The organism is Pseudomonas sp. B21-053 (assembly GCF_026016365.1).
Lineage (GTDB): Bacteria > Pseudomonadota > Gammaproteobacteria > Pseudomonadales > Pseudomonadaceae > Aquipseudomonas > Aquipseudomonas nunensis.
Map to the genome: position 1 here is coordinate 6516543 of NZ_CP087205.1, position 24569 is coordinate 6541111.

A 24569-nucleotide genomic window follows, 5' to 3' on the forward strand; every position below is an offset into this window, starting at 1 on the left:
AGCGTTAATTGCTTACCTCCCCCGCCTCTGCCACAATCGCGAACAATTCTCGTTAGTTAACACTTCCCAATCGGTGATGCTACGTGTCGTCAGTCCAAGGCCCCCACAGCGAGCTCGTCGGTGCGTTATATCGCGACCATCGCGGTTGGCTATTGGCTTGGCTGCGCCGCAATGTGGCCTGTCCGCAACGGGCCGAGGACCTAAGCCAGGACACCTTTGTTCGCCTCCTCGGTCGTGACGAACTCAAGGAACCGCGCGAACCCCGGGCATTCCTGGTGGCGATCGCCAAGGGTCTGCTGTTCGACTATTTCCGTCGCGCCGCGCTGGAACAGGCCTACCTCACCGAACTGATGCTGATTCCCGAAGGCGAGCAACCGTCGGTGGAAGAACAGCAAATGATCCTCGAAGACCTCAAGGCCATCGACCGCCTGCTCGGCAAACTCTCGTCCAAGGCCCGGGCGGCGTTTCTGTATAACCGTCTCGATGGCCTGAGCCACGGCGAAATCGCCGAAAAACTGGGGGTCTCGGTGCCGCGAGTGCGTCAGTACCTGGCCCAGGGCATTCGTCAGTGTTACATCGCCCTGTACGGTGAACCGGTATGAGTCCGGCCAGTTCCAAACCGGTGTCGGCACAGGTGCTGGACGCCGCGATTGCCTGGCAATTGTCGCTGGATTCCGGCAGCCCGATCGAGCGCGAAGAATTCGCCAAATGGCACGCCGCCCACGAAGAACACGCCCGCGCCTGGCGCCAACTGGGCATGCTCGACCAGCGCTTCAGCGTTGCCAGCGGCCCGGCCCGCACGGCGTTGCTGCAATCACGCGAAAGCATCCGCCGGCGAGTGCGCAAGCTTGGCAGTGGCTTGGCCAGTGTTGTCGCGGTGATCGGTTTGGCGTTGTTCGCCGGTGATCGTTACCTGCCCATCGACTACTGGCTCGCCGATCAGCGCACCGCCACCGGTGAACAACGCACCCTGCGCCTGGCCGACGGCACCGTGATCAATCTCAACACCCACAGTGCCGTGGATGTGCGCTTCGATGAGAAGCAGCGGCGGATCATTCTTCAGGAAGGCGAAATCCTCGTCGAAACCGGTCATGGCGATGCCCGGCCGTTTATCGTCGAAACCCGCGAAGGCAGCATGCGCGCACTCGGGACGCGGTTCCTGGTCAAGCGCGAAGACGAAGGCACGCGGCTGAGCGTGTTGAAATCGGCGGTGGCGGCTCATCCGGAGTCGAGCCCGGAAGAACAGATCCTGCGCGAAGGCCAGCAAGTGCTGATGCGCAGCAACGGCCTGGGGCCAATCCTCGCGCTCAACCTCGGCGCCGATGCCTGGACCCGCGGCATGCTGGTCGTGGACAACGCGCGCCTGGAAGACTTGGTGCATGAACTCGGCCGTTACCGCCGTGGGTATCTGGGCGTGGCGCCGGAGATTGCCGATTTGCGGATCACTGGCAGCTTCCCGCTGCACGACACTGACAAGGCGTTGAGCGCGCTGCTGCCGACCTTGCCGGTGCAGATCGAACAGCACACGCCGTGGTGGGTGACGGTGGCGAAGGCTGACGCCAAGCCTTAAGCCCTGCGGAGCCTGGTAAGACGCCTTCGCGAGCAAGCCCGCTCCCACAGGGGTTTTGTGTTCGCCTCAGATCAACTGTAGGAGCGAGGCTTGCCCGCGAAGAGGCCGGCAGCCACACCGCAAATCACGAATCAAAATTATTTTCATCCAGCCCTATCACTTTTGCATTCTCGTTCGGCACCTAGGCAATTGAGAAATATTTCCATTCAGGAGCCTCTGTATGTCCCGTTCGCTCGACACCTTGTTGCGCCCCAGTTTGCTGGCGGTCGCCATTGCCCTCTGTGCCCCCCTGGCCAGCAGCCAACTGATCGCCGCTGAACAGGCGTCCAGCGTTCGCGCCTACAACCTGCCGGCCGCGCCGTTGGCCAGCACCCTGAACCAGATCGCCAGCCAGGCCGGTCTGGCGCTGTCGCTGAATCCGTCCCTGGCGGCGGGCAAGACCTCCGCCCCGGTCAACGGCCAGTTCGACGCCACCGGCGCCTTGCGTGAAGCCTTGCGCGGCACCGGTTTGCAACTGGAACAAAGCAGCACCGGCACCTACAGCCTGGTGGCCGTGCCCGACGGTGTGATGGCCCTGCCGGAAACCGCGGTCATTGGTGTGGAAAACGCTGAAACCGCGTGGAGTCCAGTTGAAGGCTACGTCGCCACGCGCACTGCTGCCGGCACCAAGACCGACACCGCACTGGTCGAAGCACCGCGTTCGATCTCTGTCGCTACCCGTCAGCAAATGGAAGATCGCGGTGTGCAAAACCTCGATGACGCCGTGCGCTACATGCCCGGCATCACCGCCAGCAGTTACGGCAGTGACACGCGGGACGACTGGCTGCGAGTGCGCGGTTTCGAGCCGACCCAGTTCCTCGATGGCCTGCCCCTGCCCCGGGGCGTCTACTCCAACCCGAAACAGGAAACCTGGAACCTTGATCGCCTGGCCCTGCTGCGCGGCCCGGCCTCCTCGGTGTACGGCCAGACCCCGCCGGGCGGCCTGCTGGACATGGTCAGCCGCCGCCCCAGCGCCGAGTCGAGCAATGAAATCCAGCTGCAATACGGCAGCGACAACCATCGCCAGATCAGCTTTGCCAGCACCGGCAAGATTGATGACGAAGGCCGGTTTCTCTACGGTCTGAGCGGTGTCCTGCGCGACAGCGGCACACAGGTCGATCACGTCGACAACAAGCGCTACAACATCGCACCCAGCCTGACCTGGAACATCGACCCAGACACCAAGCTCACCCTGCTGACGCAATTCACCCGCGACGATACCGGCATCACCAGCCAGTTCCTGCCGGTGCAAGGCACGAAGATCCGTTCGCCGCTCGGCGATATCTCCCATCACAAAAACCTGGGCGACCCGGACTGGGAATACTACGACCGCACCTACTACGCACTGGGCTACGCCTTTGAACATCGTTTCAACGATGTCTGGCAGTTCAAGCAGAACCTGCGCTACACCAAGTCGGACCTGTCGTTCCAGGCGCTGACGCCAGGTGCGTACCCGTTCACCCAGGTTGACGCCCAGGGCAACGTGGGTCGCTCGAGCACCAGTGTCGACGAAGACATCAGCCAGTTCGCCGTGGACAACAACTTGCAGGGTGACTTCGCCACCGGCGACATTCGCCACACCCTGCTGATCGGTCTCGATCACCAGCGCAGCAACAACAACTACACCTCGATCTTCGGCGACGGTCTGACCACCAACGTCAATAACCCGATCTATGGCCAACCCATCGAGCGCCCAGCACGTTCGACGGCGTTCTACGACTACGACCAGAAGACCTACCAGACCGGCGTATACGTCCAGGACCAGATGGCACTCGACCAATGGCGCCTGACCCTCGGGGGGCGTGAAGACTGGGTCCACACCGGCACCAAGTTCTTCAACAAGGACGATGCGACCAACACCGAGCGGGACAAGAAATTCAGCGGCAACGCGGCGATCAGCTATGTGTTCGACTCGGGCTTCGTGCCCTACCTGTCCTACGCCGAGTCGTTCCAGCCGACCAGCAAAGCTACATCCTCGCCGACCGAGTCGTTCAAACCGACGGAAGGCAAGCAGTGGGAACTGGGCATCAAGTACCAGCCACCGGGCAGCAATACTCTGCTGACCGCTGCGGTGTATGACCTGACCCAGAAAAACGTCTCCGTCACCACGACCAACTCGGACAACATCTCGATCACCAGCCAATCCGGCGAAGTGAAGGTCAAGGGCCTGGAACTGGAAGCGGTTTCCGACGTAACCGACAACCTCAAGGTCATCGCCGCCTACACCCTGGCCAAGTCCGAAGTGCAAAAAGGCGATTTCAAAGGCAACCGCCTGCAACTGATGCCTAACCAGCAAGCCTCGCTGTGGACCGATTACACCTGGCACACCGGCGTGCTCGACGGCTTCGGCATAGGCGGCGGCGTGCGCTACACCGGCAACACTTATGGCGATCAGGGCAACACCTGGCTGGGCAAGGCTGACGCCTACACGGTGTTCGACGCAGCGGTGCATTACGACTTGGGTCGTCTGGATAACAGCCTGAAAGGCGCATCGTTGGCACTGAATGCCACCAACCTGTTCGACAAGGACTACATCTCGACTTGCGACAGTTTCTACTGCTACTACGGCGACCAACGCAGCGTCGTCGCCAGCGCCACTTACAAGTGGTAATCGCCTGACCTGACACGCGCTATGACCAAGCCGTCCTTCGTGGACGGCTTTGGTATTTCTGAAGGCCACGAAATGAAAAGTAAAACAATTCGCCGCTGGTCCTGCATCCACACCTGGACCAGCCTGATCTGCACGGTGTTCCTGCTGATGCTGGCACTCACCGGCCTGCCGTTGATCTTCCACCACGAGATCGACCATTTGCTGGGCGATGCCGCCGAGTTGAAGGTCATGCCGGCCGATACGCCGCAGCTGAATTTGCAGCAGTTGGTGGCAGCCGCGGAAAAACATCGTCCCGGCGAAGTCATGCAGTACTTCGGCTACGACGATGAAGACCCCAACGGCATGATCGCGATCATGGCGAAAACCGCTGGCACCGAACCCAACTCGTCCCACACCTTCATGCTCGACGCCCGCACCGGCGAAGCGCTGGAGATGCCATCGGCCAACGGCGGTTTGATGATGGTCATGTTGCGCTTGCACGTGGACATGTTCGCCGGGCTGCCGGGCAAGTTGCTGCTGGCGTTCATGGGGATCATGTTTGTGGCGGCAATCGTTTCCGGGACGGTGCTGTACCTGCCGTTCATGCGCCGTTTGAAATTCGCCACCGTGCGCCAGGACAAATCCACCCGTTTGCGCTGGCTCGACCTGCACAACCTGATTGGCGTGGTAACCCTGACCTGGGCACTGGTGGTCGGTGTGACCGGCGTGATCAGCGCTTGCGCCGATCTGCTGATCGCCGCGTGGCGCAACGACAGCCTGAGCGCGATGGTCGCGCCCTACCGCGATGCGCCGCCGCTGACACGACTGGCCCCCGCCACCCGTTTGCTCGACATCGCCAAGGACGTCGCGCCGGGCATGCAGCCAGACTTCATCGCCTTCCCCGGCACGCGCTTCTCCAGCGAACATCATTACGCAGTGTTCATGAAAGGCAGCACGCACCTGACGTCGCACTTGCTGACTCCGGTGTTGATCGACGCCAGCACGCTGAAGGTCACCGCCGTGGCCGAGCGTCCGTGGTACATGGATGCGATGGGCATGTCGCAACCGCTGCACTTTGGTGATTACGGCGGCATGCCGATGAAAATCCTCTGGGCGACGTTGGATGTACTGACCATCATCGTGCTCGGCAGCGGGGTTTATTTGTGGGTGGTGCGGCGCAGAGCGGCAAAACCTGTGCCCGCCAAAGTGGAGCAAACGGCATGAAACCGAGGCAGTCGAATTTCTGGAAAGTGTTTGCGACGCCGACGGTGATTGCTCTGCTGAGCGCTGCGGGGTTGTTCTCTGCATTGCTGGGGGATGGAATTTGGGATGCCTTGAGCTGGCTGGGCCTGGGCATCCCCGCCGCCCTCGCCCTGCGCGGACTACTGCAACGCCGCTAATCCACCAGAACACCACATCCCCCTGTGGGAGCGAGCCTGCTCGCGAAAGCGGCCTATCAGACAACATCAATGTCGACTGATATGGCCTCTTCGCGAGCAGGCTCGCTCCCACCGGTTTTGATCCAGGCATTTCTGGTCTTGAGCTATCGAACCAACGCGCTATGCTGCCTCGCACTGCCACCGACCGAGACGCTGCCATGTCCGCCCCGAGCATGACCCTGTTCTACAACGCCGCTTCGCCCTTCGTCCGCAAAGTCATGGTGCTGCTGCACGAGACCGGCCAGACCGACCGCGTGGCTCTGCAACTCAGCCAGTTGACGCCGGTCAGCCCGGACCTGGCGCTGTGCGAAGACAACCCGCTGGGCAAGATCCCGGCCCTGCGCCTGGCCGATGGCAACGTGATCCATGACAGCCGGGTGATCCTCGATTACCTCGATCACCAGCATGTCGGCAATCCGCTGATCCCGCGCGACGGTCCGGCCCGTTGGCGCCGCCTGACCCTGGCCTCCCTGGCCGACGGGGTCATGGACGCCGCGGTGATGATTCGCTACGAACAAGCCCTGCGCGCCCCGGAGAAACACTGGGACCAGTGGCTCGACGGCCAACGCGACAAAATTCGCCGTGCCCTGGCTTTGCTCGAAACGGACGCGATTGCCGAACTGACCAGCCATTTCGATGTGGCTGCGATCAGCGTAGCGTGCGCCCTGGGTTACCTCGACTTGCGCCATCCTGATCTGGACTGGCGCGCAGCGAATCCGAAACTGGCCGAGTGGTTTTTCGAGGTGAGTCAGCGGGCTTCGATGTTGGCGACGATGCCTAAGGTTTGATCTCTGGTCGGCCACGCCGGCCTTAGAAGATCGCAGCCTTCGGCAGCTCCTACGCCGAGCGCGGACTCCTGTAGGAGCTGCCGCAGGCTGCGATCTTTTGATCTTTCGGGAAACAACCCAAAAATCAGCGTCGCCAACACCTCCCCTTCCCGCTGATCCTCACGCAACCCCAACGACCGGCTCATTCCACCGCTCCCATATCAAACTCCAACGGCTTGGCCGACTTCGCCCCGATCCCGTACCAGTCCAGTTTGCGGGTCAGCACCATGAACACACCCAGCAGCCCGAACAGCAACAGCGAGCCCATCAACAGCGCGTAATCCTCGGCACTCAGCAAGCCATAAAGCAAACCGTACAACGCCGCCAACCCCGCCGAAAAACTCAAGCCGTGGCGCACGCTGCGCAGCACGTGGCAGACATAGAAACCGATCAGCAACACACAACCGCTCGCCGACAACAGATACGCCAGGGCAAAGCCAATGTGCTCGGACAACGACAGCAGCAACAGGTAGAAGAACGCCAGGGCCACGCCGACCAGCGCGTACTGCACCGGGTGCACTGCCAGGCTTTTCAGCACTTCGAAGAGGAAGAAACCGGCGAACGTCAGCACGATAAACAGCAGCGCGTATTTGATCGCCCGATCGCTTTTCAGGTACTGGTCCACCGGGTCGATGAAGCTCACGCCGAAGCTGCGTGCGTTGAACGCTTCACAGCCGGCGCCGACCGCGCAACTGCTCAACGCTTCTTGCAGGTTGGTGGAGAAAAACGAGGTCTGCCAATTGGCGGTAAAACCCTGATCGCTGACTTCACGTTGGGTCGGCAGGTAGTTGCCGATGAAGCTCGGGTGCGGCCAATTGGCGGCGAACGATACCTTGCTGGTCTTGCCCACTGGCAGCACTTGTAACTGACCGGTGCCCTGCAAACGCAGGTCGAAACCGAAGGCCAATTCCGTGGCTTTTTTCGCATCCAGCGTCGGCAACATCACATGCACGCCCTCGCCCAAAAACCCGACCTGGCTACCCGGAACGAAGTCCAGGCGCTGGCCATCGAGCTCCAGTTTCAGCGCGTTCTCGATGCCGCGAATATCGCTGATGCCGACGGCCAGGAATGGCTGGTCGAATTGGTAGTCGGCGAAGTCTTCCTTGATACCCAGTTGTTCTGGAATCGAGAAATGCCCGCTGATGCGGTTGTCGGCGTGGAACAGCCGCGCTTCATAAATGCCCCGGGAACGCAGTTCGGTCTGGACGTTGCCATCCAGTTCAAAGCGTTCCGGCAGGAAGTACAAACGGCCCCGTTCTTCGCCGATTTCCTGGTAACGCTCGTTGGTTTTTTCGTTGAGCTTCCAGCTGCGCACAACCTTGCGGTACGGCACCACCATCAGCGGCCCGCTCAATTGCTGGCTGTAGCTGGAGCTGCGGGCAATGTCTTCAAGCACGCCATCGCGCAATCGCTGACGGTCCTGGATCACGCCGTTGATCATCAGCAACGGGATCAGCAATAACAGAATCAGCAGGGCAATCGCCCCGAGTTTGATGGTCAGATTGCGGTTCATGTGGGTCTCTCCCTGTTCGAATGAGGGAGAGTCTGAGAGAGCTCTGTGGGTGTTTCGTGGAGGCTGTGTGGAGATTGCGTGGAAATGCCTGTAAAAGTCGTTTGCGCCTTGGCACACTGCGCGGCTTCAAAGCTGACTCCGACTATTTGATCCCCCAGGGGAGACATTTTCGGACACATACAATTAAGGATTATGGCCGTTGGATTGCTCCAACCAGGTCAGGCAAGGAGTGCTGCATTGCGTAACAATTCGTTTGATCTGATCAGGCACCTTGCCGCGCTTATGGTTCTGGTCAGCCACCACTATGTGCTGGCAGGTTTTAGCGAGCCCGCCATCCAAGGTTACAACTCGCTGGGTGGTATAGCGGTTCTTTGTTTTTTTGCGATTTCCGGGTTGTTGATTACGCTCAGTTATCTGAATACCGCCAGCCTTCAAAATTACTTGCTGAAGCGCGTTGCACGGATCTTTCCCGCACTCATCATTTGCTCATTCGTTATGACTTATGTGGCCGGGGCTTTCTTTGCCAGCGACTATGTTTCGGGGGCGGGCGCCTTCATCGACTTTCTGCGAATTTCAGCGTTCGGACGGGCAACTATTGATGAAGTGACCCACGACTTCATATTTAGCGAATCCTTTAATGGAAGCCTCTGGACGCTGAAGATTGAATTTGCCTTTTATATTCTGCTGGCGTTGGTCTTGACCCTTTATCGCAGCGCCTTGATGCCTTGGGCACTGCTACTGCTGTTTTGCATCGCGACCTATGTTCTGGGCAACTATCCCGTGCATGCGCTGGCGCAGAAGCTCCTGGTGTATTGCGCCGCCGGCATCGCGTTTTTCTCCGGATCGTTGATCGCTTTCTATAAACAGCACTTCGATAGGGCGCGGACAAAGTTCATAGTCCTGGCAGTTGCCAGTCTTATGGTGTTTGTTTCTCTGGGCTCTTCGGCGGCCTGGGTTCTGGCAACGCTGGGGATCAGCCTGGCGACCATCAGCCTGGGTTTGTTGTACGTCGATAAAACCATCAGGGGACGCTTCGATATCTCCTATGGCATCTACCTGTACGCCTTTCCCGTCCAGCAATTGATCATCAATAAAACGCAACTGGGCTTTTTTCCCTCGATGGCTGTTTCGGCGTTCATCGTCGTTGGCCTGGCAACACTTTCATGGTTGATCATCGAGCAGCCAGCGCTTGCCTTGGCGCATCGAAACACGCCTCGCAAATCGGCGCCCGCACCGCAGGCCTCCCAAGTACCTTAGGACAACCTGACCCTCGCCTCAACGCCACCTTGCACATTGGCGACCCACAGTTGGCCGCCATGCAACTTAACCACCTCTTCCACGAAGTTAAGCCCCAACCCCGTACTTTTACGCCCACTGTCCGGCCGCGGCAGCGAGTAGAACCGCTCGCTCAACCGCGGCAGCGCATAGTCGGGAATCGCCTCCGCCTGGTTAAACAACCTGAACTCAATCCCCTCCTCAACCCGCTCCGCGCTAAATCGCAAAACACCCTGGACTGGCGTGAAGTCCAAAGCGTTTTCCAGCAAGTTGCCCAACGCCTGACGCAACAAAAACGGCTCGCCAACCAAGACCAGATCCGCCGCAATCGTCTGTTCAACCCGCAACTGCTTGCCTTCGATTCGCGCTGCCTGAGCGTCCAGTAATTCGTTCACCAACGCAGCCAACGGCACTTCAACCCGCTCTTCCAGACCTTGGCGCTGTTCGACCTGCGCCAAATTCAGCAACCGTTCGATCAACTGCTGCATCCGGGCACTTTCGCTGTCGATGTTGCTGACGAAACGCTGCTGCTGGGCCAGCGGCATCTCGCCTTGCAACAATTCCGCCGCGCCGCGAATCGCCGCCAAGGGGCTTTTCAATTCGTGGGTCAGGGTGTGCACGTAGCGCTCGACGTAGGCCTTGCCTTCCAGTTGCGTGCGCATCTGCTCCACCGCCGTCGCCAGTTGTTCCAGCTCGCCGCCGCGATAATGCGGCACTTCGACCCGTCGGCCTTCGCTGACCGCTTGGGCATAAGCGGTCAATCGTCGTAGCGCCGCGCTCAGCCACCACGACAGCAACGCGCCGAACAACAGGCCGAGGCCGATCAACCCGGCGCCGTAAGCGAATAATCGGCGTTCCGTGCGATCGACGTAGGGCTGTAATGAGCTGTTGGGTTTGGCCACGGTGACCACGCCGATGATCTGGCCGTTGTCGCGAATCGGCGCGCCGACGTGCATCACCGAGGAGCTCGCATCGTTGGGATCGCTGCGGCTCGAACGCGCGCCGTATTCGCCGCGCAGGGTCAGGTAGACGTCGTTCCAGCGCGAATAATCCTGGCCCACCGCCACGCCGCTGGAGTCCAGCACCACGATGCCTTTGGCGTCGGTGACGTAGATGCGGTGGCTGACCTGATTCTTCGGCAAGCCCCAGATGCTCGCCTTCGGTTGCCGCTCGCCGTAGGCCTTGAGCAGTTGCGGCCAGTGATTCTGGTTGAGGGTGCCGGCCTTGAAGTCGTCGCGCAGGATTTCCGCCATCAGGTTGGCAGTGTCCACCAGGGTTTCTTCGGTGGACTGGCGCACACCAGGGCGAATTTCCTGCATCACGGTGTTGAGCACGAAGTAACCGGTCAGGCCGATGAACAGCACGTAGACCAGGAAGATGCGGATGCCCAACGCCATCAGCTATGCCCCGGGCTGTAGCTGTAGCCGAGGCCGCGATGGGTCTGGATCGGTTCGGCGTCAGCCTGCACCAACCGCAGTTTGGCGCGCACGCTCTTGATGTGGCTGTCGATGCTGCGTTCATAACCGGCATCGGCGGACACGCCCAGGGCATCGAGCAGTTGCTCGCGGCTGAAAACCCGTTCGGGCTGTTCGAGCAGGCATTGCAGCAGGCGGAATTCGTGGCGAGTCAGGTTCAGGGTTTGGCCACGATAGGTGATCTGCACCCGTTCGCTGTCGACGCGAAACAGCGTCGATGCCGCCTCGGGCGCCGCGCGGGGCGCCATGCGCTTGAGGATCGCCCGGACCCGCGCCGCCACTTCCCGTGGGCTGAACGGCTTGACCACGTAGTCGTCGGCGCCGATCTCCAGGCCCACCACCCGGTCAATTTCGCCGTCCCGGGCGCTGAGGAAAATCACCGGCACCTCGCTGAAACGGCGCAATTGCTTGCAGGTCTCGAAGCCGCTGATGTCCGGCAGGCCAATGTCGAGAATGATCAGGTCGGCCGGGGTCTGGCGCTGATGCTCAAGCGCGGCCGCGCCGAGGCTTACCCAAGTGGTGGTGAAGCCTTCGCCCTGCAAGGCAAATATCAACGTGTCGGCAATGGCCGCTTCGTCTTCGACTATCAGGATATGAGGCATGGTGTCCGAGCACGGCAGTTAAGTTGCGCAACGGTGGCCCAAGCCTCTCATCCCGTCAATCAGCAGTCGGGTTTGTCCGCAGTAAAGCGCCGCGCCGGGTTCACCGCCGCACCGAATTCGCGCAAGGCCTTGGCGCCGATCAGCAGCGGGTAATTGAAGCTGCTGCGGTCGGTGAGGTTGACCTCGACCGTGCGCTTGACGTTGCCCAGGCACAGTTCCAGATCGACGACTGGACGCTTGGTGGGGGCGGCCTCGTCCTTGTCGTCCTCGTCTTCTTCAGAGCGGGTCTTGATCTTGCTGATCCGCGAGATCTTGTGCTCGTAGACCTTGTTGCTCGCGTCCTTGGTGCCGAGGCGGAAACGCACCCAGTCGTCGCCGTCACGAGTGAACATTTCAATGTCCTTGGCCGACAGCGACGCGGTCAGGGCGCCGGTGTCCATTTTCGCCTTGAGGACTTCACCGCCGATTTCCGGCAGCGCGATGTATTCGTAGCGCCCGTACAGGGTCGGCTCGGCGGCCATGACCGGCAGGGCCACGAGGGTCAGCAGTGCAAGGAGGGATTTCACGTAATGGGCTTCCATAAGGAGTGAGCAGCGGGATTTTAGACCGTTACCTTTGAATTCGTTCGGCGCTTGCGAAACCAGAAGATCAAAAGATCGCAGCCTTCGGCAGCTCCTACAGGTGTTCGGCGTGCTTTTGTAGGAGCTGCCGAAGGCTGCGATCTTTTCAGCCGGCCTGCAGCATACCGCCACAAAGGTGAAACATTCGTCACCGCCGATTTGGCCTGTCGCCCGAAGCTGCTTATCATGGCGCGCCCAAACGCTTTCAAGAGTTACTTATGCGCCGCCTGCTCACCGGCTGTTTCGTTACCCTGCTGTTGTTGCTCAACACCCTGGTCCTGTTCGGGCCCCTGATGGTGTTCGCCTTGCTCAAACTGATCCTGCCCGGGCGCTTTCGCGACTATGCCTCGTGGTCGGTGATGTGGATTGCCGAGACCTGGGCCGAAATCGACAAGCTGATCTTTCGTCTGTGCATCCCCACCCAATGGGACATTCGCGGCGGCGCCGACCTGCGCGGCGACACCTCGTATCTGGTGATCAGCAACCACCAGTCCTGGGTCGATATCCCGGCGCTGATCCAGACCCTGAACCGGCGCACGCCGTTCTTCAAATTCTTCCTCAAGAAAGAACTGATCTGGGTGCCGTTCCTCGGCCTCGCCTGGTGGGCGCTGGATTACCCGTTCATGAAGCGCTACACCAAGGCGTTCCTGGCGAAAAACCCTGAATTGGCCGGGCATGATCTGGAGATCACCAAAGCGGCGTGCGAACTGTATAAGCGCCAGCCCGTGACGGTGGTGAACTATCTGGAAGGCACGCGTTTCACAGCGGCTAAAAGCACTCAGCAGCAATCACCGTTCACCCACCTGCTCAAGCCCAAGGCTGGCGGCGTGGCGTTTGTGCTGGCGGCGATGGGCGAACAGCTGGACGCCATTCTCGATGTGACGGTGGTGTATCCGCAGCAAAAGATTCCGGGATTCTGGGATCTGATCAGCGGCAACGTACCGAAGGTCATCATCGACATCCAGACCCGCGAACTGGACCCGGCGTTGTGGCAGGGGGATTACGAAAACGATCCGGTGTTTCGTGAAACGGTCCAGAGCTGGGTCAACCAGCTCTGGATCGAGAAGGACCGGCGCATCGACGCGTTGCGCGCCGAGCGCCGCTGAATCAGCTACCGGAACCGGCGCCCCAGATCCCGCCCAGGCTTTCCAGCAGTGGACCACCAACGCCTTGGCCGCCGAGGTATTGGAGGATCACCGGGGCGAATTGGCCGATCATCCCGCTGTCCATGCCCAACGCGCTGAACGCAGTGTTCAGGTCATTGGTGTTCTTTACGTTGCCCAAGGCATTTTCCAGGCCTGCGGATTTACCGGACGAGCCGAGCAACCCGCTCAGGGCGCCCAGTTGACCGCCACCCGAGAGCTTGTCCAGGCCCGGCACGCTTTTGGCCAGTTGCGAGTAGTCGGTGGAGCTCAGTTGATTCTTGGCCAATCCCAGCATCGCCGCAGTGCCACCAACGGCCTGCTCGGGTTTTACATTCAACTGCGACGTCAGCGCGCCGAGCAGACCAGCGGTTTCCTGCGTCGGGGCGGCGGCAGTGGCGGCGTTACCACCCTGCATGCTCGAAGCCGCTTTGGTCACATCGTCCAGGCTGAACCCGGCGAAGACCGGGCTGGCCGCCAAAGTCATAAGCGAAGCCAGTACAAAACCGCGTGAAATCTTCATCGAGACAACCTCTTTAGGCATAAACCACCCACCGATGGGCGGCGAAAAGCTGTGCGTTCGACTGACATCCCCGGGGATTGTTCCCGCCCTCCCCTGTGGGAGCGGGCTTGCTCGCGAATGCGGACTGACATTCAACACATGCGTTGACTGACACGACGCCTTCGCGAGCAAGCCCGCTCCCACAGGGATCATGGTCGCCCATTAAAGATCGTTCGTGCTGCATCCAGTCTAGCCCCACGCACGTATATCAAACACGGACAGGAACAACCGCTCGCAGTGAACTAACCTCTTCGCAGCTCACTGCCACTCCTTTGATTGCCTGGAGAACCGTTATTGCTATCGCCGACACCGATCAGCTCCGGCAGCTTCTGGCCCAGTGTTCACTGGGGGACCGCCGAGCGTTCGAGACGCTTTATCGCAGCGTCGGCCCGCGCTTGTACGGTGTCGCCCTGCGTTTCATGGGCCGTCATGACCTGGCCGAAGAGGTGCTGCAGGAGAGCTTCGTGCGTATCTGGAACAACGCCTCGCGCTATGAATCACACCTGTCGGCGCCGCTGACCTGGATGATCAACATCACCCGCAACCAGGCCATCGACCAGTTGCGCAAACACCGCGACCGGCCGTTGACCGATCAGGAAGAACTGGCGCTGGTGGACGAAAGCCCCTCGGCACACGAATTACTGAACCGGACCCGCGAAGCCAGCGCCTTGAACCGCTGCCTGGAAAGCCTCGACGGCATGCAGCGTCAATCGATCACCGTCGCCTACTTTCAAGGGCTGTCCTGCTCTGAACTCGCCGAACACCTGGCCGCGCCGCTGGGCTCGGTCAAATCCTGGATTCGCCGTGGCATGGAGCGCCTGCGCAGGTGCCTTGAATCATGAACTACCAGACCCCGACCCTGCGCCGCGCCCTTGCTGCCGATTACGCCATCGGTTTGATGCCTGCCTCTGCTCGCCGACGCTTTGATCAGTTGCTGCTGGAAGACGCGGCGTTACGCGCAGAACTGGCGCATTGGCAGGACAGCCTCGTCAGCCTGACCGAAGCGTTGCCCGAACAGCCGGTGCCGGAGCGAGTGTGGGAAGCGATCACTGCGCGGATCGAACCGCAGCATCTGCATGTACCCGAGAAGCGTTCATTCTGGAACTGGAAGCGCGTGACCGCCGCCGTTTGTTCGCTGGTGGTGGTCGTGTTCCTGAGCATGCTCTACAACCGCGACGATGCACGCTACAGCGCCACCCTGCTGAACGCCGATGCACAGCCGGCGCTGAAAGTTGAAGCGCATGAGAATTACCTGAACGTTGAACCGCTGACATTGGCCGCCGTCACACCGGAGCAAAGCCTGGAGTTGTGGGCGATACCGGCGGATGGCAAGCCGATTTCCCTCGGCGTGATTCCGCGTGGCGGCAAGGGCAAGGTTGAATTGAGCGAGGCGCAGCAGGCGTTGATCGGCAAGCCGATTGCGTTGGCGGTGAGTCTGGAGCCGAAGGGCGGCTCGCCAACCGGACAACCGACGGGGCCTGTGTTGTATCAAGGGGCGTTGGTGGCGCTGTGAAAACACAAGATCAAAAGATCGCAGCCTTCGGCAGCTCCTACAGGGAAATGCGTTCGGCGTAGGAGCTGCCGAAGGCTGCGATCTTTTGATGTAAAAACGGCGACCCGAAGGTCGCCGTTTTGCATTGCGTGAAGCCTTACGCCGCGCTGAACAACTTGTGCGGATCGATCACAAACTTCTTCGGCACACCGGCATCGAACTCGCCGTAGCCACGTGGTGCGTCATCCAGGCTGATAACTTCCACGCCGACGATATCGGCAATGTGGATGCGGTCCCACATGATCGCCTGCATCAGCTGGCGGTTGTACTTCATCACCGGCGTCTGGCCGGTGTGGAAGCTGTGGGATTTGGCCCAGCCCAGACCGAAGCGAATGCTCAGGCTGCCCATTTTCGCGGCAGCGTCTACAGCACCTGGATCTTCGGTCACGTACAGGCCCGGAATCCCGATTTTGCCCGCCACGCGAACCACACCCATCAGGGAGTTGAGCACGGTGGCCGGTGCTTCGTGTTTCACGCCGTCATGCCCGTGACCGCGCGCTTCGAAGCCTACGGCGTCGACGGCGCAATCCACTTCCGGCTCGCCCAGCAGTGCAGCGATTTGCTCGTGCAGCGGCGTGTCGAGGGACAGGTCAGCAATTTCAAAACCCTGAGCCTTGGCGTGCGCCAGGCGAATTGGGTTGACGTCACCGATGATCACCACCGCCGCGCCCAGCAGGCGAGCGGATGCAGCAGCGGCCAGACCGACCGGACCGGCGCCCGCGATGTACACGGTGCTGCCCGGGCCAACACCGGCAGTCACTGCCCCGTGGTAGCCGGTCGGCAGGATGTCGGAGAGGCAGGTCAGGTCGCGGATTTTTTCCATCGCGCGATCACGGTCCGGCAGTTTCAGCAGGTTGAAATCCGCGTACGGCACCAGCGCGTATTCAGCCTGGCCACCGGTCCAGTCGCCCATGTCGACGTAACCGTAAGCACCGCCGGGACGGGCCGGGTTGACGCTCAGGCAGACGCCGGTGTGCATTTCCTTGCAGGAACGGCAGCGCCCGCAAGCCACGTTGAACGGAACAGAGACCAGGTCGCCGATTTGCAGGTTCTCGACGTCGCTGCCCTTCTCGATCACTTCACCGGTGATTTCATGGCCCAGGACCAGGCCGGTTTGAGCGGTGGTACGACCGCGCACCATGTGCTGATCGGAACCACAGATGTTGGTAGACACCACGCGCAGGATCACAGCGTGATTGATCTTCCTGCCACGCGGGTCCTGCATTTTCGGATAGTCGATTTTCTGTACTTCGACCTTGCCAGCGCCGAGATACACCACACCACGATTGCCAGACATGCTTTCACCTCGCTGTTGTTTTTATGTAGCGGTCGCGTCGCCAGACAGCGGCGGCGCGTTGATTGCTCTGGGTTGTGCTTGTGTCTTTGTCTTGTGTTGTTTGTTGTTGCCTCTTCGCGGGCAAGCCTCGCTCCTACAGGATTGAGGTTGTTCCCTTTATTGCGGCTCGCCTCACCCCTGTAGGAGCGAGGCTTGCCCGCGAAGGCGATCTAAAGAACGACCGTGCGATTGGCGTTCAAAAACACCCGTCGCTCAATGTGATACCCCACCGCCCGCGCCAATGTCAGCCCTTCGATATCCCGCCCCTTGGCGATCAAATCTTCCGGGTAATGACTGTGGTCCACCACCTCCACGCCTTGGGCGATGATCGGGCCTTCGTCCAGGTCGTTGTTGATGTAATGCGCCGTGGCGCCGACCAGTTTCACGCCCTTGTTGTAGGCCTGGTGATACGGCTTGGCGCCCTTGAAACCGGGCAGCAGGGAGTGATGGATGTTGATCGCCTTGCCGTCGAGTTTGCGGCACAGCTCTGGCGACAGGACTTGCATGTAACGGGCAAGGATCACCAGTTCGGCGCCGGACTCTTCGATCACCTGCAACACCTGACGCTCTTGCGACGGTTTGTCGTTCGGGTCCAGGGGGAAGTGGTAGTACGGAATCTGGTGCCAGTCCGCCAACGGCTTGAGGTCCGGGTGGTTGGAAACCACGGCGGCGACGTCCATCGACAACTGGCCGATGCGCTGGCGGTAGAGCAAATCGTTGAGGCAATGATCGGCCTTGGAGACCATGATCACCACTTTTGGCCGGTAATTCGGTGCGGAGAGTTCGAAGATCATCCCGAAATGTGCGCCGCGTTCTTCGAGCCCGGCGCGGAAGGCCTGTTCGTCGAAGCCGTCAGGCTGACGGAACTCCACGCGAATGAAGAAACGACCCGAGAGCCGGTCATCGAAGGAATGGTGCTCGGTGACGTAGCAGCCCTGCTCGAACAAAAAGCGGGTCACCGCATCCACGGTGCCGAGGACGCTTGGGCAATCGGCGGTCAGAATCCATGTGTCTGGGGCGCGGCTCATAGTGCGGTGACTCCTGTTGTTATGGGCAACCGCTTCGCGGTTGTTCGCGGGCAAGCCTCGCTCCTACAGGTCCGCGTCGTACGAATTATTCGCGCACGAACCGTAGGAGCGAGGCTTGCCCGCGAAGGCAATCTCAAGCCTGGACGCTAAGCCCGTACTCAGCCGCCGCATCCTGCAACCACAACCACCAGTAGTCCGAGAAGCTGCGACGGATCAGCAGTTCCCAGGTGTCTTCAGCGGTATGGCGGATCACCAGTTGCGACTTGGCGAACACCGTGCCGACAGCCTTGCCCGCCGGGAAGCTGTTCGGATGCACGTCGTAGCTGGTGGATTTCATCAGCACCTGGCGCACGTTCGGGCCGCTCAGTTCGAGGATCTGCTGGCCGCCACTGACGTTGACGATCTGGATATGCAGATCGCCCAGCGCTTCACGGAGTTTTTGCTCGGCGGCGAACTCTTCACCGCTCGGCACGATCAGCAGCCACTCATCCGGCCCCATCCATTGCAGGCTGGTTTCGCCTTTGACGATGACGGTCAACGCGCCCGGCAATTCGATGCCGAGGGCTTTGTGCACGCCAGCGCTGAACGCAGCATCGTGGCCATCGCCACGAATGGTCAGGTGGCCGAGGAGTTTTTTCTCACGCACGATCACGCCGGCGTTTTTGCGGCCCTTGCCCACCAGGCTGGCGAGGTCGGCATGATGCAGCGACGACTCGGCCTTGGCCCCAGTGGTTGGGCGTTGTTGGTACACATTGGCTGCGGTCATAAAGCACCTGTTCCTGAATTCTGTTGAGTCCGGCCCTGTGGTGGCTGGTCCGACGCCTTCGCGAGCAGGCTCGCTCCCACATTCGACCGTATTCCCCTGTGGGAGCGAGCCTGCTCGCGAATAGCCGCCCGCCCACAGGACCCGAAGCGAATTAAATGTTCTGGCGATCACCCTTCGGATCGAAGAACACCGAAGAAACAATCTCCGCCTCGATCACGCTGCCGTCGGCCAGCGGTGCGAACACTCGCTCGCCCATGCGCTTCAAGCCGCCCTTGACCACGCCCATGGCAAACGAATAGCCGAGGGAGTTTTGCGCGTAGCTGGAAGTCACGTGGCCAACCATGGTCATCGGGATGGTTTGCTTGGTGTTGAACACCAGTTGCGCCCCTTCCGGCAGCCATTTGGTCGGATCGATCGGCTTCAGGCCCACCAATTGTTTGCGTTGATCTCGTACGCAATCTTCGCGATTCATCCCGCGCTGGCCGATCCACGAGAACGGTTTGGTGCGACCGACACACCAGCCCATGTTCAAGTCGTCCGGGGTCATCGAACCGTCGGTGTCCTGGCCGACGATGATGAAACCCTTCTCGGCCCGCAGTACGTGCATGGTTTCGGTGCCGTACGGAGTCAGGTTGTACTGTTTGCCAGCCGCGACGATTTTCTCGAGCACGCCCATCGCATAGTCGGCCTGCACGTTGACTTCGTACGACAGCTCACCGGTAAACGAAATCCGGAACACGCGCGCCGGCACACCGCCGACCAGGCCTTCTTTCCAGGTCATGAACGGGAAGGCTTCGTTGGTCAGGTCGATGTCGGTGACTTCGCTGAGCAGCTTGCGGCTGTTCGGCCCAGACAGGGTCATGGTTGCCCAGTGATCCGTCACGGAAGTGAAGTACACCTTCAGGTCTGGCCATTCGGTCTGTTGGTAGATTTCCAGCCATTGCAGTACGCGTGCAGCGCCGCCAGTGGTGGTGGTCATCACGAAATGGTTGTCGGCGAGACAAGCGGTTACGCCGTCGTCGAAGACCATGCCGTCTTCTTTGCACATCAGGCCATAACGCGCCTTGCCCACATCGAGCTTGGTCCAGGCGTTGGTGTAGATGCGGTTCAGGAACTCCCGCGCATCCGGGCCTTGAATGTCGATCTTGCCGAGGGTCGAAGCGTCCAGCAGGCCGACGCTGTCGCGCACGGCTTTGCATTCGCGTTTTACCGCGGTGTGCAGGTCTTCACCGTTTTTCGGGAAGTACCAAGGACGTTTCCACTGACCGACGTCTTCGAATTCCGCACCGTTTTTCACGTGCCAGTGATGCAGCGCGGTGAAACGAACCGGTTCGAAGATGTGCCCACAGTGACGACCGGCCACGGCGCCGAAGGTCACCGGCGTGTAGTTCGGGCGGAACATCGTGGTGCCCATCTGCGGGATGGTCACGTTCAGCGAACGGGCGGCAATTGCCAGGCCGTTGACGTTGCCGAGCTTGCCCTGATCGGTGCCGAAGCCCAGCGCGGTGTAGCGTTTGACATGTTCGACCGACTCGAAGCCTTCGCGGGTCGCCAGTTCGATGGCGGCGGCGGTGACGTCGTTTTGCAGGTCGACGAATTGCTTCGGCGCCCGTGCGGTGTTCTTTTCGTGCGGCACCTGGAACAGCGCCAGGGTCGGCTCTTCGAGACGGCTCAGGGCTTTCGGCAAGGTGCCTTCGACCACACTGAAACCGGCTTCGCTGGCTGCGCGAGCGCCGCCTTCAAAACCATCGGCCAACGAATCGCCGAGGCCATAGACGCCGTTGATGCCACCGACACACACGCGTTTCTGCGGTGCTTCGCCCGGTACGAAACCGAGGATGTCTTCACGCCAGGTCGGCTTGCCGCCCAAGTGCGAAGCCAAGTGGACCACCGGGCTGTAACCGCCAGACGTCGCGACGAGGTCGCAATCCAGCCATTCGCCAGGACTGGTCACGGCGTGGGCTTTGACATCAATCGCAGCGATGCGCGCCGCGGTCACGCGCTTGGTGCCGCGAGCCTCGATCACGGCACTGCCGGTCAGGATGCGGATGCCTTTGGCGCGAGCCTCTTCCACCAGCGCACCACGCGGGTTGCTGCGGGCGTCGGCAATCGCGACGACTTGCAGGCTGGCGTCGAGCCAATCCAGCGCCACGCGATAAGCGTGATCGTTGTTGGTCGACAGCACCAGTTTCTTGCCTGGCGCCACGCCGTAACGGCGCACGTAAGTCGAGACCGCGCCAGCCAGCATGTTGCCCGGCACATCGTTATTGCCGTAGACCAGTGGACGCTCGCAAGCGCCGGTCGCCAGCACCACACGCTTGGCGCGAACCCGGTGGATGCGCTGACGCACTTGGCCAATCGGCGCGCGGTCGCCGAGGTGATCGGTCAGGCGTTCGTGAATGGTCAGGAAGTTATGGTCGTGGTAGCCGTTGACCGTGGCGCGCGGCAACAGCAGCACGTCCGGGGTGTCTTTCAGTTCGGCGATGACGCTGGCGACCCATTCGGTAGCCGGTTTGCCGTCGAGGCTTTCGCGGGAATCGAGCAGGCTGCCGCCGAACTCTTCCTGCTCATCGGCCAGAATGACGCGAGCACCGCTGCGCGCAGCGGCCAATGCAGCGGCCAGGCCAGCAGGGCCGGCGCCGACGATCAGCACGTCGCAATGCTGGTTCATGTAGTCGTAGGTGTCCGGATCGTTCTCGGTCGGCGAGCGGCCAAGACCGGCGGCCTTACGAATGTACTTCTCGTAAGTCATCCAGAACGATTGCGGGTACATGAAGGTTTTGTAGTAGAAGCCCGGCGGCATCAGCTTGCCGCCGACCTTGCCGAGAATGCCCATCATGTCGTTGTTCACGCTCGGCCAGCCGTTGGTGCTGGTGGCGACCAAACCTTGGTACAACGCTTGTTGCGTGGCGCGCACGTTCGGGATTTGCGTAGCTTCGGTAGCGCCAATCTGCAGCACTGCGTTCGGCTCTTCGGCACCGGCGGCGAAGATGCCGCGCGGACGGGAATACTTGAAGCTGCGACCGATAATGTCGACACCGTTGGCCAGCAAGGCAGCGGCCAGCGAGTCGCCTTCAAAGCCTTTGTAGACCTGGCCGTTGAAGGTGAAGCTCAGCACTTTGTTGCGGTCGATCCGTCCGCCGTTGGACAGGCGATTGATCTGGCTCATACCTTCTCTCCCAGAGCCGTCGTAGCCGCTTTCGAGCTATCGGTCTTGTCGGTGAATTGTGGCTTGGTGCCGATCTTGTAGGTTTCGAGAATCTCGTAGGTCACGGTGTCGCGGGTCGCGTTGAAGTACTGACGGCAACCGGCGGCGTGGATCCACAATTCGTGGTGCAGACCGCGAGGGTTATCGCGGAAGAACATGTAGTCGCCCCACTCCTCGTCGGTGCAGGCAGTCGGATCCAGTGGACGCGGGATGTGCGCCTGGCCGGATGCGTGGAATTCCTCTTCGGAGCGCAGCTCGCCGCAGTGAGGACAGAAGATATGCAACATAGGAAATTTCTCCTGTTAGTGGGCGACGGCCGCAGCGCCGTGTTCATCGATCAACGCGCCGTTATGGAAACGGTCGATGGAGAAAGGTGCGGCCAATGGGTGCATTTCACCCTTGGCCAGGCTCGCGGCAAATACGTTGCCCGAGCCGGGTGTTGCCTTGAAGCCACCGGTGCCCCAACCGCAGTTGAAGAACATGTTCGGCACCGGGGTTTTCGAGATGATCGGGCAGGCGTCCGGCGTGGTGTCGACGATGCCGCCCCACTGCCGGTTCATGCGTACGCGCGACAGTACCGGGAACATTTCGACGATGGCCTGGATGGTGTGCTCGATCACCGGGTAAGAACCGCGCTGGCCGTAGCCGTTGTAGCCGTCGATACCGGCGCCGATCACCAGGTCGCCCTTGTCGGACTGGCTGATGTAACCGTGCACGGCGTTGGACATGATCACGCTGTCGATAATCGGCTTGATCGGCTCGGACACCAGCGCTTGCAGCGGGTGGGATTCGATCGGCAGACGGAAACCAGCGAGTTTGGCCATGTGCCCGGAGTTACCGGCAGTCACTACACCGACGCGTTTGGCGCCGATGAAGCCTTTGTTGGTTTCAACACCGATGCACACGCCGTTTTCCTTGCGGAAACCGATGACTTCGGTCTGCTGGATCAGGTCCACGCCGAGTGCGTCAGCGGCACGGGCAAAGCCCCAGGCCACGGCATCGTGACGGGCCACGCCGCCACGGCGCTGGACGGTGGCGCCCATCACCGGGTAGCGAGTGTTCTTGGAGCAGTCGAGGTACGGAATCTCGTCGGCCACTTGCTTGGCATCGAGCAATTCGCCGTCCACGCCGTTGAGGCGGTTGGCGCTGACCCGACGCTCGGAATCACGGATGTCTTGAAGCGTGTGGCACAGGTTGTAGACGCCGCGCTGGGAGAACATCACGTTGTAGTTCAAGTCCTGGGACAGGCCTTCCCACAGTTTCATCGCGTGTTCGTACAGGTGCGCCGACTCGTCCCACAGGTAGTTGGAGCGAACGATGGTGGTGTTGCGTGCGGTGTTACCGCCGCCCAGCCAGCCTTTCTCGACCACGGCCACGTTGGTGATGCCGTGTTCCTTGGCCAGGTAGTAGGCGGTCGCCAGACCATGCCCGCCACCGCCGACGATGACCACGTCATAGACCTTTTTAGGGGTCGGCGTGCGCCACATTTTCTGCCAGTTTTCGTGATGGCTGAGGGAGTGTTTGAAGAGGCCGAAGCCCGAATAGCGTTGCATAGTCATTTACTCCAAAACCGCGCTCAGCGATAAACCGGGAAGTCCGCGCACAGGGCTGCCACTTGCTGCGCGACATTCGCCTCGACATCGGCATCGCCGAGGTTGTCGAGGATGTCGCAGATCCAGCCGGCCAGCGTCACGCACTGGGTAACCTTGAAGCCGCGCGTGGTCACCGCCGGGGTGCCGATGCGCAGGCCCGAGGTCACGAACGGCGACTGTGGATCGTTCGGTACAGCGTTCTTGTTCACCGTGATGTGGGCGCGACCGAGGGCGGCGTCCGCGTCTTTGCCGGTGAGGCCCTGACGGATCAGGCTGACCAGGAACAGGTGGTTGTCAGTACCGCCGGACACTACATCGTAGCCGCGTTTGATAAACACGCCGGCCATGGCCTGGGCATTGTCGATTACTTGTTGTTGGTAAGCCTTGAAACCAGGCTCCAACGCTTCCTTGAAGCACACCGCTTTACCAGCGATCACGTGCATCAGCGGGCCGCCCTGTGCGCCGGGGAATACGGCGGAGTTGAGCTTTTTCTCGATCTCTTCGTTGGCCTTGCACAGGATCAGGCCGCCACGTGGACCGCGCAGGGTCTTGTGGGTGGTGGTGGTGACCACGTCGGCGTACGGCAGCGGGTTCGGGTACAGGCCAGCGGCGACCAGACCGGCAACGTGGGCCATGTCGACGAACAGCAGCGCACCGACCTTGTCGGCAATCTGGCGGAAACGCGGGAAGTCGAGGGTCTTGGAGTAAGCCGAGAAGCCGGCGACGATCATTTTCGGCTTGCACTCGACGGCCAGACGCTCAACTTCGTCGTAATCGATCAAACCGGTCTTGGTGTCGATGCCGTACTGCACGGCGTTGTAAAGCTTGCCCGAGGACGACACTTTCGCGCCGTGGGTCAGGTGGCCACCGTGGGCCAGGCTCATGCCCAGAATGGTGTCGCCCGCTTGGATCAGGGCCAGGTAAACGGCGCTGTTCGCGGAAGAACCGGAGTGCGGCTGCACGTTGGCGTAATCGGCGCCGAACAGTTGCTTGGCGCGTTCGATGGCCAGGGCTTCGACCTTGTCGACGTGCTCGCAGCCACCGTAGTAGCGCTTGCCCGGATAGCCTTCGGCGTACTTGTTGGTCAGGCCACTGCCTTGCGCTTCCATGACGCGTTTGCTGGTGTAGTTCTCTGACGCGATCAGCTCGATGTGATCTTCCTGGCGTTGCTCCTCGGCATTCATCGCCGCCAGCAGTGCATCGTCGTAGCCCTTGATCTGGTCTTGCTTGCTGAACATCGCGTCTCTCCCAGCGGCGGCTTTGTGCGCCTTTCGTCTCGGTGAGGCACGTACCTTTCGGCAGTGCCCTTTGGACACGATGGTATGACCGGCGCAGACAGGTCAAATGCCTATGGACGCCACGCAAAGGTGCGTTTACGACATGGGTTGAAATGGCTGGCTGAACAGCTACAGGATCCACTGAAGATCCCTGTG

At 60.8% G+C, this 24569-nt stretch carries 22 protein-coding genes; 10 read left to right on the forward strand and 12 right to left on the reverse strand.

Annotation, left to right across the window (positions count from 1 at the left end; all coding sequences use genetic code 11):
• Positions 1-83 precede the first annotated feature (83 nt).
• The 6 genes from LOY68_RS29295 (at position 84) to LOY68_RS29320 (ending at position 6426) form a co-directional block, all read left to right on the forward strand.
• Positions 84-602, forward strand: a complete 519-nt coding sequence (locus LOY68_RS29295; protein WP_054044188.1) for an RNA polymerase sigma factor — start codon at positions 84-86, stop codon at positions 600-602.
• Positions 599-1570 carry a FecR domain-containing protein gene (locus LOY68_RS29300; RefSeq protein WP_265041307.1) on the forward strand — a complete coding sequence of 324 codons (972 nt, stop codon included), beginning with the start codon at positions 599-601 and terminating at the stop codon, positions 1568-1570. The genes LOY68_RS29295 and LOY68_RS29300 overlap by 4 nt, the downstream gene beginning before the upstream one ends.
• A 220-nt stretch (positions 1571-1790) precedes the next feature.
• The gene (locus tag LOY68_RS29305) at positions 1791-4220 is read left to right on the forward strand and encodes a TonB-dependent siderophore receptor (RefSeq protein WP_265041308.1); all 2430 of its coding nucleotides are present in this window, start codon (positions 1791-1793) and stop codon (positions 4218-4220) included.
• Between the two features lie 72 nt (positions 4221-4292).
• Positions 4293-5423, forward strand: a complete 1131-nt coding sequence (locus LOY68_RS29310; protein ID WP_265041309.1) for a PepSY-associated TM helix domain-containing protein — start codon at positions 4293-4295, stop codon at positions 5421-5423.
• Complete coding sequence (locus tag LOY68_RS29315; RefSeq protein ID WP_265041311.1) at positions 5420-5599, forward strand: hypothetical protein; 180 nt, start codon at positions 5420-5422, stop codon at positions 5597-5599. Before LOY68_RS29310 ends, LOY68_RS29315 begins: the two co-directional genes overlap by 4 nt.
• A gap of 197 nt (positions 5600-5796) precedes the next feature.
• Complete coding sequence (locus tag LOY68_RS29320) at positions 5797-6426, forward strand: glutathione S-transferase (protein WP_265041312.1); 630 nt, start codon at positions 5797-5799, stop codon at positions 6424-6426.
• Between the two features lie 181 nt (positions 6427-6607).
• Here LOY68_RS29320 and creD read toward each other — a convergent pair whose 3' ends face one another.
• Complete coding sequence (creD, locus tag LOY68_RS29325) at positions 6608-7978, reverse strand: cell envelope integrity protein CreD (protein WP_163911182.1); 1371 nt, start codon at positions 7976-7978, stop codon at positions 6608-6610.
• 237 nt (positions 7979-8215) lie between these two features.
• Here creD and LOY68_RS29330 point away from each other — a divergent pair, with 237 nt between their 5' ends.
• Entirely contained in the window at positions 8216-9235 is a 1020-nt protein-coding gene (locus LOY68_RS29330) for an acyltransferase family protein (RefSeq protein WP_265041314.1), read from the forward strand.
• On the opposite strand, the gene creC is transcribed toward LOY68_RS29330, so the two are convergent.
• From creC to LOY68_RS29345, 3 genes are read right to left on the reverse strand one after another with little or no spacing between them, the layout of a single operon-like run.
• Positions 9232-10650, reverse strand: a complete 1419-nt coding sequence (creC, locus tag LOY68_RS29335) for a two-component system sensor histidine kinase CreC (protein WP_265041315.1) — start codon at positions 10648-10650, stop codon at positions 9232-9234. The two genes, LOY68_RS29330 and creC, sit on opposite strands and share 4 nt — an antisense overlap.
• Complete coding sequence (creB, locus tag LOY68_RS29340) at positions 10650-11330, reverse strand: two-component system response regulator CreB (protein ID WP_265041316.1); 681 nt, start codon at positions 11328-11330, stop codon at positions 10650-10652. The genes creC and creB overlap by 1 nt, the downstream gene beginning before the upstream one ends.
• Before the next feature lie 59 nt (positions 11331-11389).
• Positions 11390-11896 (reverse strand): ATP-dependent zinc protease, encoded by a 507-nt coding sequence (locus tag LOY68_RS29345; protein ID WP_054044197.1) that lies wholly within the window; start codon positions 11894-11896, stop codon positions 11390-11392.
• Positions 11897-12168: 272 nt separating this feature from the next.
• On the opposite strand from LOY68_RS29345, the gene LOY68_RS29350 reads away from it, so the two are divergent.
• Entirely contained in the window at positions 12169-13056 is an 888-nt protein-coding gene (locus LOY68_RS29350; protein ID WP_265041318.1) for an acyltransferase, read from the forward strand.
• 1 nt (position 13057) lies between these two features.
• On the opposite strand, the gene LOY68_RS29355 is transcribed toward LOY68_RS29350, so the two are convergent.
• Complete coding sequence (locus LOY68_RS29355; RefSeq protein ID WP_163911167.1) at positions 13058-13615, reverse strand: DUF2780 domain-containing protein; 558 nt, start codon at positions 13613-13615, stop codon at positions 13058-13060.
• A gap of 311 nt (positions 13616-13926) precedes the next feature.
• Here LOY68_RS29355 and LOY68_RS29360 point away from each other — a divergent pair, with 311 nt between their 5' ends.
• Together LOY68_RS29360 and LOY68_RS29365 are read left to right on the forward strand one after the other, a co-directional pair.
• Entirely contained in the window at positions 13927-14496 is a 570-nt protein-coding gene (locus LOY68_RS29360; RefSeq protein ID WP_265041320.1) for a sigma-70 family RNA polymerase sigma factor, read from the forward strand.
• On the forward strand, positions 14493-15167 hold the full coding sequence (locus LOY68_RS29365; protein WP_265041321.1) for an anti-sigma factor domain-containing protein: 675 nt from the start codon (positions 14493-14495) through the stop codon (positions 15165-15167). Before LOY68_RS29360 ends, LOY68_RS29365 begins: the two co-directional genes overlap by 4 nt.
• 136 nt (positions 15168-15303) lie before the next feature.
• On the opposite strand, the gene fdhA is transcribed toward LOY68_RS29365, so the two are convergent.
• The 7 genes from fdhA to glyA form a co-directional block, all read right to left on the reverse strand.
• Positions 15304-16503: a formaldehyde dehydrogenase, glutathione-independent gene (gene fdhA / locus LOY68_RS29370; RefSeq protein WP_054044201.1), complete on the reverse strand. Its 1200-nt coding sequence runs from the start codon at positions 16501-16503 to the stop codon at positions 15304-15306.
• Positions 16504-16712: 209 nt separating this feature from the next.
• Entirely contained in the window at positions 16713-17570 is an 858-nt protein-coding gene (purU, locus tag LOY68_RS29375; protein WP_265041322.1) for a formyltetrahydrofolate deformylase, read from the reverse strand.
• A gap of 133 nt (positions 17571-17703) precedes the next feature.
• Positions 17704-18336 (reverse strand): sarcosine oxidase subunit gamma, encoded by a 633-nt coding sequence (locus LOY68_RS29380; RefSeq protein WP_265041323.1) that lies wholly within the window; start codon positions 18334-18336, stop codon positions 17704-17706.
• A 151-nt stretch (positions 18337-18487) separates the two neighbouring features.
• Entirely contained in the window at positions 18488-21505 is a 3018-nt protein-coding gene (locus LOY68_RS29385; protein WP_265041325.1) for a sarcosine oxidase subunit alpha, read from the reverse strand.
• Positions 21502-21831, reverse strand: coding sequence for a sarcosine oxidase subunit delta (locus tag LOY68_RS29390; RefSeq protein ID WP_265041326.1), 330 nt, complete (start codon positions 21829-21831; stop codon positions 21502-21504). Before LOY68_RS29390 ends, LOY68_RS29385 begins: the two co-directional genes overlap by 4 nt.
• A 15-nt stretch (positions 21832-21846) precedes the next feature.
• Entirely contained in the window at positions 21847-23097 is a 1251-nt protein-coding gene (locus LOY68_RS29395; protein WP_007947735.1) for a sarcosine oxidase subunit beta, read from the reverse strand.
• A 23-nt stretch (positions 23098-23120) separates the two neighbouring features.
• Positions 23121-24374, reverse strand: coding sequence for a serine hydroxymethyltransferase (gene glyA, locus LOY68_RS29400; RefSeq protein ID WP_054044206.1), 1254 nt, complete (start codon positions 24372-24374; stop codon positions 23121-23123).
• Positions 24375-24569 lie beyond the last annotated feature (195 nt).